Consider the following 17,946-nt stretch of genomic DNA (forward strand, 5'->3'; position numbering starts at 1 on the left):
GGCACTATTGCTGGGAGAATTATCTTGAAGCGCAACACCTATCTGACCCTGCTGCCCCCGGAAGAAGCCCGCGCCAACTGGTTTTCATGCCTTGACGCCAAAACTTTCGCCCTTGGCGAAGAACGCATCCCTCTGGCGCAGGCCCTGCGCCGCGTGCTCAGCAGGCCCGTGGCGGCCCTGCGCTCATCCCCTGCCTTTCACGGCGCGGCTATGGACGGCATTGCCGTACATGCGGAAGATACCTTCACCGCCTCTGCCCGCACCCCATTGCGGCTCAAACTCGGCGAGCAGGCCCACTGGATCAACACCGGGCACCCCTTGCCTCTGGGCTGCAATGCCGTGGTGATGATGGAGAACATCAATACCGAGACCGAAAAGGATTCTCAGGGCGAATCGCAGTGGGCCGTTATAGAAAAAGCCGCCTTTCCCTGGCAGCACGTGCGCAAAATGGGTGAAGACATGGTGGCTACAGAGATCATCCTGCCGCCCGGCACGTGCATTGGCCCCTACGACCTTGGCGCGCTGGCGGCAGGCGGCGCGCTTGAAGTGCCAGTATTCCGCCGCCCTCGTGTTTCCATCATCCCCAGCGGGTCGGAAATTGTGCCGCTTGTGGACGCGCGGGAGGAAGACCTGCGCGCAGGCCGTGTGCTGCCCGAATTCAATTCACTGATTTTTTCGGCCATGATTACGGAGGCCGGGGGCGAAGCCGCCACCCTGCCTGTTGTTCCTGACGACCCAGAGGCCATACGGGCCGCCATTGCCAGCGCCATTGCAACTGCCGACATGGTCATTCTCAATGCCGGGTCTTCGGCTGGCAGCCACGACTTTACAGCCCATGTGCTCGGGCAGATGGGCACTGTAGTGACGCACGGCATTTCAGTCATGCCGGGCAAACCCACGGTGCTGGCGGTGGTCAACGGCAAGCCAGTGGTGGGTGTACCGGGGTATCCGGTTTCTGCGGGCATATCCATGGAAGAATTTGTTCTGCCCCTGCTGGCCCTGTGGCAAAAGCGTGCCATGAGCGAGCGGCAAAAGATCACGGCAGTACCCTGCAATCCCCTGCCCTCGCGCCCCGGCATGGAAGAACGGCTGCGGGTCAAACTGGGCTGCGTGGGTGATACTGTTGTGGCCGTGCCACTGCCGCGCGGAGCAGGCACCATAACCAGCCTCAGCCGGGCAGATGGCATCATCCGCATTCCGCGCGACAGCGAAGGCTGCAATGCCGGGGAGCCCGTTACTGTCGAGCTGCTGCGCCCCGCCACGGCCCTCGCGGGCGCACTGCTTGCCATTGGCAGTCACGACAACACGCTTGACCTGCTGGACAGCATGCTGCGCAAGGCGCATCCGCAGTACCGGCTCACCTCGGCCCATGTGGGCTCGCTGGGCGGCATCATGGCGCTCAAGCGCGGGCAGTGCCATCTGGCGGGCAGCCATCTGCTCGACCCGGCAAGCGGCGTATATAACCGCAAGGCCATTGAAGATAATCTGGAAGAACCCACTGTGCTGCTGCGTCTGGTGGACAGGGAACAGGGCATTCTGACCGCGCCCGGCAACCCCCTTGGCATCAGCAGTATTGAAGACCTCGCCAAGCCGGGGGTGCGCTTCATCAACCGCCAGCGCGGCAGCGGAACCCGCGTACTGCTTGATTACCGCCTGAGTTGCCTTGGTATCTCGCCCACAAGCATCAACGGTTACCGCGACGAGGAATACACCCACATGAACGTTGCGGCGGCTGTGCTTTCCGGCCGGGTGGATGCCGGCCTTGCCGTGCGGGCGGCAGCCAACGCCTTGGGCCTGCCATTCACGCCCATCGGTGTTGAGGAATATGATCTGGTCATTCCCCGGCGCTTTTTTGATGGGGATGCGGTTCAGGCCCTGCTGGATGTTATCCGCAGCGAGGCATTCCGCCAGACCGTGGAGGGCATGGGCGGTTACGGCACGGAAAAAACCGGGCAGGTAATCTGGGAATACGCCGGGAAATAGGGAGTGGGATGAACGGCTAGACCTTGCCCGCCCAGTCAAAACGCTCCATCTCCGGCACGGAGAGGTCAAGGTGGAACAGCGCGCTGCTGGCTGTGCGGCTCAAAATGGCCCGCAGAGCCAGCAGCGCCATGAGGCAGGCAACCGAAGCCGGGGCCAGCGCCCCAACGCCTTCGCGCCTTGCATGCTCAAGCTCGCTGTTGCTCTGCCCCTGCGGGTAAAGCTCCTCAAGCCGCGCCTGCGGGCCTGCGTTGGCGTAGCAAAAGCCTTCGTCGCGCAATACGGAACCGTGAACAAAGGGCACGCCAGCAGCGAGCGCTGCCTGTTCCAGGGCTGTTTTGGCGCTGATGTTGTCCAGGCAGTCCAGGGCCACGTCCATACCAGCCACAAGATCGGGCAGATTGCCCTCATCGGCCACTAATCCAAGAGCTTCTGTCTCCACGTGGCTGGCAATATCCGCCAGCGCATCACGCACTACGCAAACCTTGCGCTGCCCCAGCACACGCTCGGAGCAGAACCGCTGGCGGTTGAGATTGCTCTCGTCAAACACATCGTTATCCACCAGCCGGATGATCCCCACACCGGAGCGGGCCAACAGTTCGGCCACATGCCCCCCCAGACCGCCGCAGCCCAGCACAAGTACGCGGCTATGCAGCAGCCGCGTCATTTCTTCCGCTGTGACCAGCCCGAAATTCCGGCGAAAGCGCTCCGGCCAGATGTTCTGCCCCAACAGGTAAATCATGGCAGCACGTAGCGTCAGAGCCTGGGACGCAGCCCAGAGGCGCAATCCCTCAAGGCTCACGAACAGGGTTTCCTGCATGTCGCCAGCAGGTTTTGTGGGGTATTTTGCCCGGATATAAGGGCTGAAGAACTGGTGCAGATCAGATATTGTCATGGCCAACGTGCCTAGCCTCCTCCGACAGCCGGAAAATAGGCAATACGGTCTCCGTCGCGCATGGGATCGCTCACCTTCTGCTGGCGTCCGTTGACCATGACAATTTTTATGTCTTGCGGCGGCAAACCCAGATGTTGCGCCAACTGGGCCACGGTGCTTCCTTCCGGCATTTCCACCTGCAAGCCTGTTTCCGGCACGTAGCCCGGCACATAGTCACGCAGGGTGGTGCTCAGCTTAACGGTCAGTTTCATGGACGCTCCTTGACCTCATGAGGTCTTGTCCAGTTATGCCCGCCCTGTCCGAAAACAGTCAAGCCAGCCGGGGCGCACGCCATGGCGCCGCCGTAAAACAAAATCTCTGGCCCCGCTCCGAACCAGCCGGAGCGGAGACCAATAAGGGCAACCCTACTTCTTTTCCTCAATCCAGTTGAAAACCGTCTTGAGTTCTTCGTGGGTGATGTCGAAAGTGGTGTTGTGCGGGGGCAGCTTTTCGTCAGTGAAGAAATCGGGCAGCACGTCCGCAGCCTGGGTAATGCCAGCGCGGCGGTTGAAGTCGATTTCCGTGGAAAGAATACGCTGGCCCAGCGTCACAACGTCGTCGCCGGTGAGCTTCCAGCCAAACTTGGCATTGAGCATGTCCACAATGGCGGGCAGGGCGTCCGGCACGTCAAGGATGGCAAATGCCGTGAACAGGCACAGACCCACGGAATCCACAGAGGCGGTAGCCACCTGGAGATTGCGCGAAAGCTCGATCTGACCGTCCTTCTTGAGGGGGTCAACCGTGCCGCCGCTGTTAAGGATGTTGGCCGTCACCGCGTAACCGGCGGTGTGGTCCGCGCCCATGGGCGAGGTGGCGTAGGTAACGCCCTGACCCTTGACCGCACGGGGGTCATAGGCAGGCAGGCTCTGGCCCTTGACCGCAGGCACGCGCCGCACGCCAAACACCCGGCCCGTGGTGGCCGCGCCGCAACCAACAATACGGCCAAGCGGAGAGCCATCGCTGATACCGTTCATGACATCAAGCACAGCCTTGGTGTCCCCGTAGGGGATAGCTCCGCCAGCCATAGCAACGCCCACGGCAACGCCCACGTCGATGGTGTCAACGCCGATATCATCGCACATGTAGTCGTACTTGGAGATGGCATCAATATCGCCAATGCCGGAGTGGGGGCCGAAGCACCACAGAGTTTCGTATTCGGGCCACTTGCTCTGGAACTTGCCCTTTTTGTCGGGCAAAATGCCGCTGCAACGGATCATGCAGCCGCTCATGCAGCCGTGGGCCACCTTTCCCTCGCCGCCGCGTTCCTTGGTGAGCTGATTCAAAAGCTCGCCCGAAACAGCCTCATGCTTGTCAAACTGTCCAACCGTAAAGTTGGCGGTGGGCAGGCCGCCCGCCTCGTGCAGGATGTTGACGAGCACGGCAGTGCCGTATTCGGCAAGCCCCTTGCTGGTGATGGGGTGTTCGGAAAGCGCAGTGGCAAAGCGCTTGGAAGCCTCGCGAAAAGCCTTTTCGTCAGCCAGAGGCTGGCTCTTGCCGCCCTCGGGATTCACAACGATGGCCTTGAGGCCCTTGGAACCCATTACCGCGCCGACGCCGCCGCGCCCGGCATGGCGCATGGGGCGCAGTTCGCGGTCGGTGCAGGCAATGGAAGCCGCAGTGAGCTTGAATTCGCCAGCGCGACCAATGGTGATGTAGCTGCAATCCTTGCCGTACTTTTCCACCAGTTTGGCAACAGCATCAAAGTTGTTCATTCCGGCCACTTCGGCGGGGATCAGCTTGGCGTGGTCCTTGCTCACTTCAAGCTGCCACCACTCGCCTTCCTTGGCCATGTCTTCCACAATAACAGCCAGAATGCCCAAACGGGCCAAGTGACCACCGGGCTGACCGCCCGCGTTGGATTCCTTGATGCCTTCGGTCAACGGGCTTTTGCAGCCCACGGAAATACGGTTGGCGTTGGGGCTGTTGGTGGCGCCCAGCAGGCCGGGAGCAAAAACAAGCTTGTTGTGGGGGCCAATGGGCGTACAGGTGGGCGGCACCTCACGCGCAACGATGGTAGATGTCAACGCACGGCCGCCAAGGCCAGCGTATTCTTGAGGGATTTCTTCAAAAACACAGGTCTTGGTTGCCATATTGACGCGCAAAAAACGGAACATGGAGCCTCCTTAAACAAGGCGCATTTACGCCCGTTTGTGTTTATCCTTCGATACCATTGTGAGAAAAAAAAGTGCAAGCGGGTAAAAAAAATGTCTCGCTTTTCTCCTGTTAGGGGAAAAGTTGGGGAGGAAAAGGGAGTTTTTGCGCAATAGGGAGGAAAAGGAGAATTTGCTGTAAGCGGAAACCGGGATAATGCAGGCGGGATCTATAATGACGAAACGCGGGCGTCCATGTCCCACGCAGTGCCAAGCTTGATTTCACGGGCATCAATGGCACGCAGCAAGGCAGGATCGTGTGTGGCGCAGACAACAGTCATGCCCTTAGCCGTGCTGTTCTTTACGGCCAGAGCAATGGCCCGTGCGCTTGCGGCATCCACATTGGCTGTTGGCTCGTCAAGCAGCAGCACCCTCGGCCGCAGGGCCAGACGCGATGCCAGGGCAACCCGCTGGCGCTCACCGCCAGAAAGTTCGCGCGGGCCGCGATCCGCAAAATTCCAGGGATCGTCAAAACCTGCGGCCTGCATGCAGCATTCAAATGTCTGCCGCAGATCTGCCCCTTGATGGCGGAGTTTCAACCCAAGCACCACGTTATTGAAAACGCTCATGTGCAGCAGATAGGGATCCTGCAAAAGCAGGGTTGCCTCCTTGCGGCCCTCCGCCCCACCGGCATAGCGCAGCTCGCCAGCAGCCGGGCGCTCCAGAAAGGCCAGCAGTCGCAACAGGGTCGATTTGCCGCAGCCATTGGGGCCGGTGAGAAAGACCGCCTCGCCCTCTTCAATAGCAAAGTGCTGCACACTGAGCGCCTCTCGCCCATTATAGCGCTGCACAAGATTGCGGGCTTCATACAAATTGGCGCTCATGCCCGCCCCCTGCGCCGAAAAAATGCAAGCGCCAGATTGACCACAAAGGCCATGAGCAACAGCACAAGGCCAAGGGCAATACCCTGGGCAAAATCGCCCTTGCTGGTTTCAAGGGCAATGGCCGTTGTCATGGTGCGGGTGGCGTAACGAATGTTGCCTCCAAGCATCATGGCCACGCCCACCTCTGTAATGACGCGGCCAAAGGCCGTAACGCACACCATGCCCACGGCGTAACGGCACTCCCACAGCGCGTACATCGCAAGCTGCCTGCTGTTGGCCCCCAATGTAAGCAGGGTTTCGCGGCAACGGGGATCAAGGTCTTCAAGCGCCTGCGCTGTCCACGAAACCACTATCGGCAGGGCCAGCACCGCCTGCCCGATGGCCATACCCGGCAGGGTAAACAGCAGGCCATATTCGCCCAGTGGGCCGCGCGCGGTAATAAAGGCGTAGACCAACAGGCCGATCAGCACTGTGGGAAAAGCCAGCAAGGTATCTGAAATCAGCCGCAGCGCCCTTTTACCGGGAAAGGAGCAATGCCCAAGCAGAAAACCCAGCGGGACCCCCAGCAGCAGAGCTGCCGCCATGGCATAGCAGGTTGAAGCAATGGTTGCGTAAATGGCCGAAAGCGTGGCCGCATCCATATGCGTGAGCAGATACAAGGCACTGCTGAAGCCGTTGATAAGATAATCCATTGCTGCCGCTCGTTGCTGGTCAAAACAGCATTCGCCCGAAGCCGGGGCACACCACCGGCCCCGGGCGAATGCGCGTTACGTGCCTGCGCTACCGGGGTGCGCTACTTGTTGGCATTGGGGAAGAAAAGCTGTTTCCCCTTGAGCATGTACCCGGCGATCTTCTGCTGGGTGGCCGGAGCAACCCACCAGTCTTCAAACTTCCTGGCCAGATCGGTCTTGACCTTGGGGCACTGGGCGGGATTGACCGTGATGACGCTGTACTGGTTGAACAGGGCCTTGTCGCCTTCAACCACGATAGCCAGCGGGTTTTTGTCGCCCATCTTGTCGGCAAAGGTGATCCAGGTTCCACGGTCGGTGAGGGCGTAGGCCTGCTTTTCGGCAGCCATGTTCAGGGTGGAAATCATGCCCTGCCCCGCAGAAAAATACTTGGGATCCTTGTCGGGCACGATGTTGCTCTGCTGCCACAGCTTCTGCTCCGCCTTGTGCGTGCCGGACTGGTCGCCACGGCTCACAAAGCCCGCCCTGGTATCCAGAATACGCTTGAGCGCCTCGGCAGTGGTCTGCCCCTTCACGCCAGCGGGGTCTGCCACAGGGCCAACGATCACAAAGTCATTGTACATGACCTGACGGCGGTCCACGCCATGCCCGGCCTTAACGAATTCAAGCTCAGCCGAAGGCGCATGCACCAGCAGCACGTCGGCATCGCAATTTTTGGCGATTTCAAGGGCTTTGCCGGTGCCCACGGCAACCCACTTCAGCTCAATGCCGGTTTCCTGCTTGAAGACAGGCTCCAGATATTCGAGCAGGCCGGAATCCTGCGTGCTGGTGGTGGTTGCCATCATGAGAGTATCGGCGGCCAGAACTGGCACGGCGCAGGCCATGTAGCCCGCGGCGCAGGCCAGGAGCAGAAAACGGGGTAAACGGAACATGGATCAGACTCCTTTTGAAGAGGTAATCTTGAAAGACCAACTCTGTTCAGCGCGACGTTAATCACGCTATCATGAAAAAGCGGGACATAAAAGATTGCAAAAGAAGGCCAAAACAGGGCGGCAACAAATCGGCTCCATGCGGGCCGCAGCCGATATCAGAAACAAAAACTACTCGGCCACCAGCCGAACGGCGCTGGAGGCAAAATGGGCATACACCTTTTTGCCGTCACGCAGATGCATGTTGTCCAGCGTGCAGGTGTCTACCGTTGCCCGCAGGGTTGTGCCGTCTGGCAAGCCAACGCAGACAAAGGTTTCCACCATGTCCGAGTGCAGGCTGTCCACCACGCCCTTGACGCAGTTGGCAAGACTCATGGACGATTTTTCAAGGCTCAGGACTATACGCTCCGGGTCTACCCGCACGCTCAGCACCTGATTTTCGTGCACTTCATGCAGGGCGGCTTCTTCCGGTGTGCAGGCCGCCGCGAGCCTGAAATCTGAAAAAGTGGTTATCTCCACATATACCTTGCGCATGCCGGTAAATATGCGGGTAACAATGCCCCAAAAAAGATTGGTTCCGTCATCGGCCTCTCCGCCGTGGCAGGCGCTTGCCGAGGTGTCTTTTCCTTGAGCCTGCGAGGTGAGCAGCTTGCGCGCCTCGCCGTCAGAAAAGTTCAGAAAGGCCAGCAGTTGGTCAGCATCCTGCTGCCCAAGAAATTTGAGCACCAGCGGCATGGGCACGTGCAGTTCCAGCAGTTCAAGCCCGCGCGAATAACGTATGGCGCGAGGCCCCACGCAGGCAGAAGGCAGGTCCATCAAGCTGCCCACTGCGTAAAATTTCTTGCGCAGAAAGCTCTGGTCAAACTGTAAAAAATCCGGCTCGGCCGCCTGCGGCAGGCCAAGAATGCGCCGGATATTGCGCATGGCGCTCACAGGCAGCAGAATTTCGCGCGCGTTGGAACCAGAAACGCGCAGCATGCCCGTGACGGTATCGATGGATGAACGAGGCTCCAGCGCCAGCACTTCGCCCAGCCGCAAGCCGCCGTAGCGCATAAGCAGAAAAATCAGGTGCAGACGCGCACGCATGGTTTTTTGCGTGCGGGTTGAGGCCTCGGCCTCCCACTGTTCCCAGCACAGGGTCAGGCCTTCGAGTTGTTGGCGGGTCAGATGATTACGCATAATTTTCTTGGGCGAGAATAGCAGGTTGCACAGCCGCTGTCAGCTATGCCTTTTTTGACCTCCGATACTGCTTCTTGATGAATCTCGGATCGCGTAGCGCATAACTTGGCTTTCAAGTGGTGGCACACCAAGAACCTTCACGCAACAGTCCGCCGAAGCTGCACAACTTCGGCGGACTTTGCATTTATAAACGGGTGGTTCCGGGGAACCCGTTCAGATAACCTCTCGGTTATCTGGACGCGCTCTGGCCAGTGAACTTTCCAGCTACTTTTATCAGTTCGGCAAGCAGGCCCAGAGTCTGTTTGCCTTCTGCGCTGCCAAGCGCCCCAATAAGGCCAAAAACGCCCGTGGGCTTCACGTTGGCAGTGTCGATCTCGCCCAGCATGCCGATCAGGTTCGTGATCTTGGCTTGCAGGTCGGGGTCGGCAAGGCGCTGCAACTGGCTGATCAAAAAGGCCAGGCCCTCGCCTGTTTTGGCAATGTCTTCCGGGCTCATGGAGCCAAGCAGGTTGCCACCGGCGTTTTTAAGCGCAGACATCTTTTCAAACACGCCATCCTTTTCCCACTCGCCCATTTTTTCAATGATGTGCGGAAAGGTCGGCGCAAACGCAGGGTGCAGAATCTTCCACAGATCGGTGGCGTTCTCGAGCTGGTCGAGCAGCCACGTAAGCCTGGGAACAGTCAGCAAGCCCTTTCGGCCCAGATCCAGAATGTCGTCAAGCGTTACCCTGCCGTTGAGGGTTTCCATCTCTTCAACAATAAGGCGGAAGGCATGGTTTCCAATGGGCGTCAGTTCGCTCAGCAGCATGCTGCTGCTTTCCTTGCTTGCTTGAAGGTCGCTGAGCCTGCCTTCAATGGCTTCCAGCCGCTCAAGAATTTTATCTTCAGGTGTCATATGATCCCTCCGGTCTACTTGCTTCTCAGCAAGGAGGCATCTTTCCCTGCAAGATACATATTGGGTTCAAACGGGAGCTCATGGCCTTTCAGCATGAGGTTGTAATACACCCACTTGAACATGAGCTTACCCCAATAGTTGATGTGGCTTTCGCCCAGCAGCTCAAAGGGGCCAACGCCAGGCAGCGGGAACATGCCCGGCAGGGGTTCCACAGCGTAGCTGAAGTCGATGAGCGAGGCCTTTTCAAAACCTGTGACGATAAAGCAGTTGGTGTGGCCGTCAAACCTGTAATAGTTGTCGGTTCCTTCAATGTCGGCCATCAGGTTCTGGGCGATCACGTCTGCTTCAAAGTGGGCCACAGACCCGGCTTTTGACGCGGGGACGTTTGTTGCGTCGCCGATGATGTACATGTTCTCGAACTTCTTGGACTTCAGCAGTTCCTTGTCCGTATCAATAAAGCCGGTCACGTCGGAGACTTCAGATTCGATAAGGAATTCCTGCCCAAGGTTCGGGGGAATGCTCACCAGCAGGTCGTAGGGGATTTCATCGCCAGTGACGGAAGAGATCACGGCGCGGTCGGCTTCTACGCTGTCCACAGTCCAGTTGGTTGTGACCTTGATGCCTTTCTGCTCGCACAGCGCGCCAAGAATGTTGTTTGCCACAGGCTTGGTGAAGGCACCCGTAAGCGGCGTGACAAGCTCAATCTCCACATCTTTGCGCACGCCCATTTTTTGCAGGTACCAGTCGGCCATGTACACAAATTCCAGAGGCGCGACCGGGCACTTGATGGGAGTTTCGCAAATGTGGAGAACAAGCCGACCCTTTTTGAAGTGCTTCAGCTTGTCGCCAAGCGCCGCAGCGCCGTCATGGGTGTAGAAGTTGTGGATTTTGCCGCCCCAGTCGTCCAGAAGGCCGGGCACTTCATCGGGAGCGATTCTTGCGCCAGAGGCAACAACAATCCAGTCATAGGTGTGGGTGCTGTTTTTGCATTCAACCTTTCGCTGGATAGGATCAACAGCGGTGATCGTATCAATCACAAAGTTAACTCCGCGGCTGATAAAATCCTTTTTGGGACGGACGCAACCCTGCGGCGTATCAACTCCAAACGGAATCAGGAGCCAGCCGGGCTGATAGTGATGGACGGGATCCCGGTCAATCAGCGTTATTTCCCATTCTCTTTCACTCAAGAGCTTTCTCATTTTCGTGGCGATCATGGTTCCGCCAGCGCCAGCACCAAGAATAAGCAGTTTTTTCATGCAATTAACCCCAAATAAAGTATATAGCAGTGCGCCATAAAAAGGTTTCCCTACTACAACCAGCCACAATCATTGCGCGCCGATATCATAGTAAGATGGTATTATTTGCTTACTACCACAGCTAATTTTCAACTGCACTAATTATGTCAATAAAAATGGACATATATCATTTAATACCTACTAACTAAGTATTTTATTGCGCGCATATGCATACCTGCCTGCGACCTGTGGCAGGGACTATTATTCTGGAAAATTAGGAGGATGCATGAAACTCCCAACAAGCGTGGCTATTGCTGAGGGCTATCGAAAAATGAGAGGCAGGCGTAGGCTGATAAAGAAGGATGTGTGTGTTCCTTGGCAAATAATCACTTTATAACCCTGGTTTATGGAAAAATTCAAATGCATGCACATAATAACAAATTATTATTCCTTATTTCCTTAACTATACTGCTCATATGTTCCTGCACAATTGATTCAACTTCCCCTTCAGAACCTGCGAAAAAAGAGGCCAATTCTATTGCAGCAACCAGAAAAATGGCGCCAACTGAAAGTTATATTCATAATTTTATGGAGACTGTGCGCCAGTATTGGGCATTTTCATCACCACTGGATGAATCTATGGCTTGCACAATAGATGTGGATGTCTCGCCAGACGGAGAAATTGTAGCATACAAGCTTATAAAAAGCTCCGGAAACAAGTATTTTGATAACTCCGCCCTGAACGCCTTAGTGCGAACCCAGAGAAGCGGCGTACGGCTCCCGCCGCCAGAGCCTCTCCCCAAGGGTCTGACCATTATTTTCAACCTGCCTAAAAGCAGCAGGCGGTGAAGCAGCAGGGCAAAGAGCGCAGTGTTAAAACACCGAAAAGCAAAAAATACATCAAATTTGCCATTACTCAGGTAACACAAAGAAGGCCGCCTTTTGGGCGGCCTTCTTCAATTATGGGCATGTTTTTCAGCCAGATCAGTAGAAATTCCCGTGCAAGGCCGCTCAGGCCGCTTCCCGCCCGACAAAATACTTGCGGCGAATATACAGGGCCACATTCACTAGGGCGATCAGCACCGGCACTTCCACCAGGGGGCCGATAACCGCCACAAAGGCCTCGCCGGAATTGAGACCGAACACGGCAATGGCTACGGCAATGGCAAGCTCAAAGTTGTTGGACGCAGCGGTGAACGACAACGTTGCTGATTGCTCGTAGTTCGCCCCTGCCCGCCATGAGAGGTAAAATGAAAGCAGGAACATGATAAGAAAATACACCAAGAGAGGGATAGCAACCTTCACCACATCCATGGGCAACTGCACAATGTACTCGCCCTTGAGGGAGAACATCACAACAATGGTGAACAGCAGCGCCCGCAACGTCCATGGGCTGATACGGGGAATAAAAACATTCTCGTACCAGTCCAGCCCCTTGACCTTGAGGCCGTAAATGCGAGAAACAACGCCCCCGATAAAGGGGATGCCAAGGTAGATGAACACGCTTTCGGCAATCTGCCCCATGCTCACATCCACCACCGCCCCCGAAAGGCCAAGCCAGCCGGGCAGCACGGTGATGAACACATAGGCGTAGACGGAAAAAAACAGCACCTGAAATATGGCATTAAAGGCCACAAGCCCCGCGCAATATTCCCTGTCGCCACCGGCAAGGTCGTTCCACACAATGACCATGGCAATGCACCGGGCAAGGCCGATCAGTATGAGTCCCACCATGTAGCTGTTGTTGCCGGAAAGAAAGGCTATCGCCAGCAAGAACATAAGAATCGGGCCGATCACCCAGTTTTGCACCAGCGAAAGCAGCAAAACCTTTTTATCGCGAAACACCCGGCCAAGCTGCTCGTATTTCACTTTCGCCAGCGGCGGGTACATCATCAGGATAAGACCGATGGCAATGGGAATATTGGTGGTGCCCACCTGAAAAAAGTTGATGACGTTCTTTACACCCGGCGTAGCCCAGCCAAGCCCCACGCCCGCAAACATGGCGAGAAAAATCCACAGGGTCAGGAACCTGTCGAGAAATGAAAGTCGCTGCAAAGTTGACTGACTCATAATTTCTACCCCTTAGTGCGCGGCAATGCCGTCAAGAGTGCTCTGCAAGGTGCCTGCATCCATTGCTGGGTTGGCCTCCAGCTTCTGCGCCAGGGCTGTTACGCGCCTGCGCAGAACCTCCAGCGTTTCGGCAAAGGCAGCCCTGATTGTGGCCTCATCCCCCAGCACCTTGGCAGGGTCAGGCATACCCCAGTGGCTGCGCACTACAGACCCAAAATACACCGGGCAGGCTTCACCCGCCGCATCGGCGCACAGGGTTATGACCACCGAGGGTTTTTCCGGCAAATCATCCCATGATTTGCTTGCAAGGCCTTCGGTGGAAATTCCGGCCTCGGCCAGAGCCTCAAGAGCGCGGGGGTGCACATAGCCCGCAGGCTTGCTGCCCGCACTCCGCGCTGTAACCCCAACCGGGGCCATAGACCGGAAAAGAGCCTCGGCAATGATCGAACGGCAGGAATTGCCCGTGCACAAAAAAAGGATGTTCATAGTTGCCTCTGGTATGGGGTTCAAAGAAGAGGTTCAAAACACCGCCGTCAGCACTGGAGTTGCATTCATGCCGCCCCCTCATTTAGGGGCACCTTTTCCAGGGTCACTCAAGGCTGCCCTCTGGATCAGGGGCATTGTCCCCGCAACAGTCGGGCAGAAACACCGCATTTACGCCACTCTCACGGCGATACGCCCTGCACTGTTCGGGATGGGCAGAGCAGCACTCGGCGGTCAGATAGGATATTGTTTCAAGCATCAAGGGGATGTTTGCCCGGTAGCGCGTGTTGCGCCCCTCGCGCTCCATACTGGCAAGCCCGCTGTGGACAAGGGTTTTCAGATGAAAAGAAAGGTTGGTCTTGGGGATATCCGCCAGGCGTGAAAGCTCCCCCGCCACCAGACCGTCAGGGGCATGCTTGACAAGCAGGCGAAAAATGCAAAGGCGCGCCTCGGACGTAAGGGCTTCAAACACCTGGGTAGCTTTTTTTGTTTCCATTGGACAATCATTCAACACCAATTGAACAATGTCAAGCGTGCTGACAACGAAAACAACCATCGGCCTTAATACAAATTTTATACTCCCGGCCCAAGTTTAACACCCATTTTATGCGCTTTTTCATACCGTGTTCCCGTGGGCAAGGTTCAATCCCCACAGGAGGACGTTATGGAAAACATGATCGGGCAATGCCTGCTATACATCACACTGCTCGCCCTGCTGGCATGGCCGCTGGGCATTTACATGGGCAAGGTCATGGACGGCGAACCGTTCTGGCTGCAAAAGGTGCTGGCCCCATGCGAGCGCGGCCTGTACCGCGTCTTGGGCATCAACCCGGCGGAACAGATGGGCTGGAAGCGTTATCTTGGCTGCGTGCTTGCTTTCAGTGTCGTGAGCATTGCGGCACTTATGCTGCTGCTCATGGCGCAGGGCAGCCTGCCCCTGAATCCGCAGGGCATCGCGGGTACAAGCTGGGATCTGGCTCTGAACACGGCGGTGAGCTTTGTCACCAATACCAACTGGCAGGCATACTCGGGCGAAAACGCCATGGGCTATCTGGCCCAGATGGCGGGGCTTACCGTGCAGAACTTTGTTTCCGCCGCTGTGGGCATTGCGGTGCTGTTCGCCTTAATCCGGGGGCTGCGCGCACGAAAACCAGAAGCATCCGGCGGGACTGATGCTTCCGTCACGCCAGCCGTTTCAGGTCTTGGCAACTTCTGGGCAGACGCCACCCGCGCCACTCTGTATATTCTTGTGCCGCTCTCCCTGGTACTTTCCCTGCTGCTCATCTGGCAGGGCGTGCCGCAGAATTTTTCACCGTACAAAACCGTGGCCCTGCTTGAGCCGCTTACAACTGAAGACGGGGCCACCGTTACGGAACAGATGATCCCCTTGGGGCCGCAGGCTTCGCAGGTTGCGCCCAAGCAGCTTGGCACCAATGGCGGCGGCTACAACGGCGTCAATTCCGCCCACCCGCACGAAAACCCCACGCCCCTTGCAAATATGCTGGAAATGCTGGCCCTGCTGCTCATTCCCGCAGGGCTGTGCTTCACCTTTGGCAGGCAGATCAAGGACATGCGTCAGGGCGTAGCCATATTCATCACCATGACCCTGCTGCTGACCGCCGCCATCGGCTTCACTGCCTGGGCAGAGCAGAGCGCCACCCCGCAACTGGCCCAGACCGGGCAGACAGATCTTGCGGCCCGCAGCGGCCTGCTGGCTCAGGCCGGGGGCAATATGGAAGGCAAGGAAGCGCGCTTCGGCATAACCAATAGTGCCATCTGGGCAGCCGCCACAACCGCCGCTTCCAATGGTTCGGTCAACGCCATGCACGACAGCCTCACGCCGTTGGGCGGGCTGGTTCCCATGGTGCTCATGCAGTTGGGCGAAGTTGTTTTTGGCGGTGTTGGCAGCGGCCTGTACGGCATGCTGGCCTTTGTGCTGCTGACCGTCTTTATGGCTGGGCTGATGGTGGGCCGCACCCCAGAATATCTGGGCAAGAAGGTGGAACCCTTTGAAATGAAGATGGCCGTTGTGGTCTGTCTGACCACGCCGGTAGCAATCCTGATCGGGGCAGGTCTGATGAGCCTTGTTCCGCAGGTTGTGGAAAGCCTGAACAACGCCCTGCCCCACGGCTTCAGCGAGCTGCTCTATGCCGCCACCTCCGCCGGGGCAAACAACGGTTCCGCCTTTGCCGGGCTGAATGCCAACACGCCTTTTCTGAATGTGCTGCTAAGCGCGCTCATGCTTGCCGGGCGCTTTGTGCCCGTGGCAGCCATCCTTGCCGCCGCTGAGAGCATGGCGGGCAAAAAGACCGTGGCTGCAAGTTCCGGCACGCTCTCCACCAGCAACGGCATGTTTGTTTTTCTGCTCATATTTGTGGTGCTGCTGGTGGGCGCTCTGAGTTTCTTCCCCGCTCTGGCTCTTGGCCCCGTGGCCGAACATCTGCAAATGGCGCGTTAATTAGCGCGCTCAATAATAAAGGATACAGCCATGTCAGCCAAAACTGCACATGCCCCGCGCAACACCCGGATGCTCCGGCGGGCCCTTGGCGACTCGTTCATCAAGCTGGCCCCGCACATTCAGGTGCGCAATTTTGTCATGTTCACCGTATACCTTTCCGCCATCATGACCACGGCCCTTGCTCTGGCAGGGGCGTGGGGATTGATGCCCGCCCTTGCAAACCAAAGTGCTTTTGCCTGGGCGATCGCCGCCATACTCTGGTTCACGGTGCTCTTTGCCAACTTTGCGGAAGCCATTGCCGAAGGCCGGGGCAAGGCGCAGGCCGACAGCCTGCGCAAATCGCGCAAGAGTGTTGACGCCCGCAAGCTGCCGGACCCTGCGCAGCACGATGCCTTTGTGATGACCTCCTCCACCGAGCTGAAACCCGGCGACCACGTGCTTGTGCTGGCAGGCGAGATGATCCCTGCCGACGGCGATGTGGTAGAAGGGGCCGCTTCTGTGGATGAAAGCGCCATCACGGGCGAATCCGCCCCGGTCATCCGGGAGAGCGGCGGCGACCGCAGCGCCGTCACCGGCGGCACCACTGTGCTTTCCGACTGGCTGGTGCTGCGCGTTACCAGCGAGGTTGGACGCAGCTTTCTGGACAAAATGATCGCCATGGTCGAAGGGGCCGCCCGCCAGAAAACCCCCAACGAAATAGCCCTGAATATCCTGCTGGTGGCGCTTACGGTCATTTTTCTGCTGGTCACGGGCACACTGTGGTGCTTTGCCCGCTTTGCGGCAGATCAGAACCATGCGGCAAACCCGGCGGACGTTACCTCGCTGGTGGCGCTCTTTGTCTGCCTGGCCCCAACCACCATCGGCGCGCTGCTTTCGTCCATAGGCATTGCAGGCATGAGCCGCCTCAATCAGGCCAATGTGCTTGCCATGAGTGGACGCGCCATTGAAGCTGCTGGCGATGTGGATGTGCTCCTGCTCGACAAGACAGGCACCATAACCCTTGGCAACCGGCTGGCCGTCAGCTTTATACCTGTGGACGGGCACGCCGGGCAGGAACTGGCGGAGGCCGCCCGCCTTGCCTCGCTTGCGGACGAAACCCCCGAGGGCCGCAGCATTGTGCAACTGGCAAACAGCCTGTTCCCGCAGGGCGACGCAACACTCCCTGAAACGAATACAGTCTTTGTTCCCTTTTCCGCGCATACCCGCATGAGCGGTGTTGACGCGTCGGGCTCCTCCATACGTAAAGGCGCGGCAGACGCCGTGCGGGCTTTTGCGGAGCAGCTTGGCGGACATTTGAGCACCCAGTGCGATGAAGTGGTGCAAAGCATTGCCCGCCAGGGCGGCACGCCCCTTGTGGTTGCCCGCGATGCCGCAGTGCTTGGCGTGATCCACCTCAAGGACGTCATCAAGGACGGCGTGCGCGAAAAATTTGGCGAACTGCGCCGCATGGGCATCAGGACAGTCATGATCACGGGCGACAATCCGCTTACTGCCGCCGCCATTGCCGCCGAGGCCGGGGTGGACGACTTTCTGGCCGAGGCCACGCCGGAGACCAAGCTGAACCTTATCAGGGACTATCAGGCCAAGGGACATCTGGTAGCCATGACGGGCGACGGCACCAACGATGCCCCGGCTCTGGCGCAGGCGGATGTGGCGGTTGCCATGAACACGGGCACGCAGGCCGCCAAGGAAGCGGGCAACATGGTTGATCTGGATTCTTCGCCCACCAAGCTGCTGGATATCGTGCGCATCGGCAAGCAGTTGCTCATGACGCGCGGCAGCCTCACCACATTTTCCCTTGCCAATGATGCGGCAAAATACTTTGCCATCATCCCGGCCCTGTTCATGGGCCTGTACCCCGGCCTTGCCACACTCAACATCATGGGCCTGCACAGCCCGCAGAGCGCCATACTGGCGGCCACCATATACAATGCCCTCATCATTGTGGCCCTCATTCCACTGGCTTTGCGCGGCGTGCCCTACCGGGAGGAAAGCTCCGAACTGCTATTGCGCCGCAACCTCTTTATCTACGGCCTTGGCGGGCTCGCGGCCCCCTTTGTCGCCATCAAACTTATTGACCTCTGCCTGGTCGGCCTTGGGCTGGCCTGAGGAGAAGCATC

General features: G+C 57.9%; 16 protein-coding genes. 4 read left to right on the plus strand and 12 right to left on the minus strand.

Translation table 11 applies throughout. The features are described 5' to 3' along the window. Positions 1 to 24 precede the first annotated feature (24 nt). Complete coding sequence (locus NE637_RS12140) at positions 25 to 1,983, plus strand: molybdopterin biosynthesis protein (RefSeq protein WP_227118557.1); 1,959 nt, start codon at positions 25 to 27, stop codon at positions 1,981 to 1,983. 16 nt (positions 1,984 to 1,999) lie between these two features. Here the strand turns inward: NE637_RS12140 and NE637_RS12145 are convergent, their stop codons facing one another. The 9 genes from NE637_RS12145 to sqr form a co-directional block, all read right to left on the minus strand. Further along, positions 2,000 to 2,875 carry a HesA/MoeB/ThiF family protein gene (locus NE637_RS12145; RefSeq protein ID WP_256267745.1) on the minus strand — a complete coding sequence of 292 codons (876 nt, stop codon included), beginning with the start codon at positions 2,873 to 2,875 and terminating at the stop codon, positions 2,000 to 2,002. Positions 2,876 to 2,886: 11 nt separating this feature from the next. Next, on the minus strand, positions 2,887 to 3,126 hold the full coding sequence (locus tag NE637_RS12150; protein ID WP_192112428.1) for a MoaD/ThiS family protein: 240 nt from the start codon (positions 3,124 to 3,126) through the stop codon (positions 2,887 to 2,889). Between the two features lie 153 nt (positions 3,127 to 3,279). Next, positions 3,280 to 5,028 carry an aldehyde ferredoxin oxidoreductase C-terminal domain-containing protein gene (locus NE637_RS12155; RefSeq protein ID WP_227118555.1) on the minus strand — a complete coding sequence of 583 codons (1,749 nt, stop codon included), beginning with the start codon at positions 5,026 to 5,028 and terminating at the stop codon, positions 3,280 to 3,282. A gap of 206 nt (positions 5,029 to 5,234) precedes the next feature. After that, positions 5,235 to 5,888, minus strand: coding sequence for an ABC transporter ATP-binding protein (locus tag NE637_RS12160; RefSeq protein WP_227118554.1), 654 nt, complete (start codon positions 5,886 to 5,888; stop codon positions 5,235 to 5,237). After that, the gene (locus tag NE637_RS12165) at positions 5,885 to 6,580 is read right to left on the minus strand and encodes an ABC transporter permease (RefSeq protein ID WP_192112425.1); all 696 of its coding nucleotides are present in this window, start codon (positions 6,578 to 6,580) and stop codon (positions 5,885 to 5,887) included. Before NE637_RS12165 ends, NE637_RS12160 begins: the two co-directional genes overlap by 4 nt. Positions 6,581 to 6,681: 101 nt before the next feature. Then, positions 6,682 to 7,509 (minus strand): ABC transporter substrate-binding protein, encoded by an 828-nt coding sequence (locus tag NE637_RS12170; protein ID WP_227118553.1) that lies wholly within the window; start codon positions 7,507 to 7,509, stop codon positions 6,682 to 6,684. 168 nt (positions 7,510 to 7,677) lie between these two features. Further along, positions 7,678 to 8,685, minus strand: coding sequence for a TOBE domain-containing protein (locus NE637_RS12175; RefSeq protein ID WP_227118552.1), 1,008 nt, complete (start codon positions 8,683 to 8,685; stop codon positions 7,678 to 7,680). Positions 8,686 to 8,914: 229 nt separating this feature from the next. Next, positions 8,915 to 9,580 (minus strand): DUF1641 domain-containing protein, encoded by a 666-nt coding sequence (locus NE637_RS12180; RefSeq protein WP_227118551.1) that lies wholly within the window; start codon positions 9,578 to 9,580, stop codon positions 8,915 to 8,917. A 14-nt stretch (positions 9,581 to 9,594) separates the two neighbouring features. Beyond that, on the minus strand, positions 9,595 to 10,836 hold the full coding sequence (sqr, locus tag NE637_RS12185) for a type III sulfide quinone reductase, selenoprotein subtype (RefSeq protein WP_227118550.1): 1,242 nt from the start codon (positions 10,834 to 10,836) through the stop codon (positions 9,595 to 9,597). 354 nt (positions 10,837 to 11,190) lie between these two features. Between sqr and NE637_RS12190 the strand changes: the two genes are divergently transcribed. Next, positions 11,191 to 11,664: an energy transducer TonB gene (locus NE637_RS12190; protein WP_227118549.1), complete on the plus strand. Its 474-nt coding sequence runs from the start codon at positions 11,191 to 11,193 to the stop codon at positions 11,662 to 11,664. Between the two features lie 162 nt (positions 11,665 to 11,826). Here NE637_RS12190 and arsB read toward each other — a convergent pair whose 3' ends face one another. The 3 genes from arsB to NE637_RS12205 form a co-directional block, all read right to left on the minus strand. Then, positions 11,827 to 12,885, minus strand: coding sequence for an ACR3 family arsenite efflux transporter (gene arsB, locus NE637_RS12195; protein WP_227118548.1), 1,059 nt, complete (start codon positions 12,883 to 12,885; stop codon positions 11,827 to 11,829). Positions 12,886 to 12,897: 12 nt separating this feature from the next. Continuing rightward, a complete protein-coding gene (locus NE637_RS12200) occupies positions 12,898 to 13,371 on the minus strand; it encodes an arsenate reductase ArsC (protein WP_215647257.1) in 474 nt (157 codons plus the stop codon). 103 nt (positions 13,372 to 13,474) lie between these two features. After that, complete coding sequence (locus NE637_RS12205; RefSeq protein WP_227118547.1) at positions 13,475 to 13,864, minus strand: ArsR/SmtB family transcription factor; 390 nt, start codon at positions 13,862 to 13,864, stop codon at positions 13,475 to 13,477. A 168-nt stretch (positions 13,865 to 14,032) separates the two neighbouring features. On the opposite strand from NE637_RS12205, the gene kdpA reads away from it, so the two are divergent. Together kdpA and kdpB are read left to right on the plus strand one after the other, a co-directional pair. Next, a complete protein-coding gene (gene kdpA, locus NE637_RS12210; RefSeq protein WP_227118546.1) occupies positions 14,033 to 15,826 on the plus strand; it encodes a potassium-transporting ATPase subunit KdpA in 1,794 nt (597 codons plus the stop codon). A gap of 30 nt (positions 15,827 to 15,856) precedes the next feature. Then, positions 15,857 to 17,935, plus strand: coding sequence for a potassium-transporting ATPase subunit KdpB (gene kdpB / locus NE637_RS12215; protein ID WP_227118545.1), 2,079 nt, complete (start codon positions 15,857 to 15,859; stop codon positions 17,933 to 17,935). The last annotated feature ends 11 nt before the right edge of the window (positions 17,936 to 17,946 follow it).

Origin of the sequence: Desulfovibrio desulfuricans (assembly GCF_024460775.1) — a bacterium.
Classification (GTDB): domain Bacteria; phylum Desulfobacterota; class Desulfovibrionia; order Desulfovibrionales; family Desulfovibrionaceae; genus Desulfovibrio; species Desulfovibrio desulfuricans_E.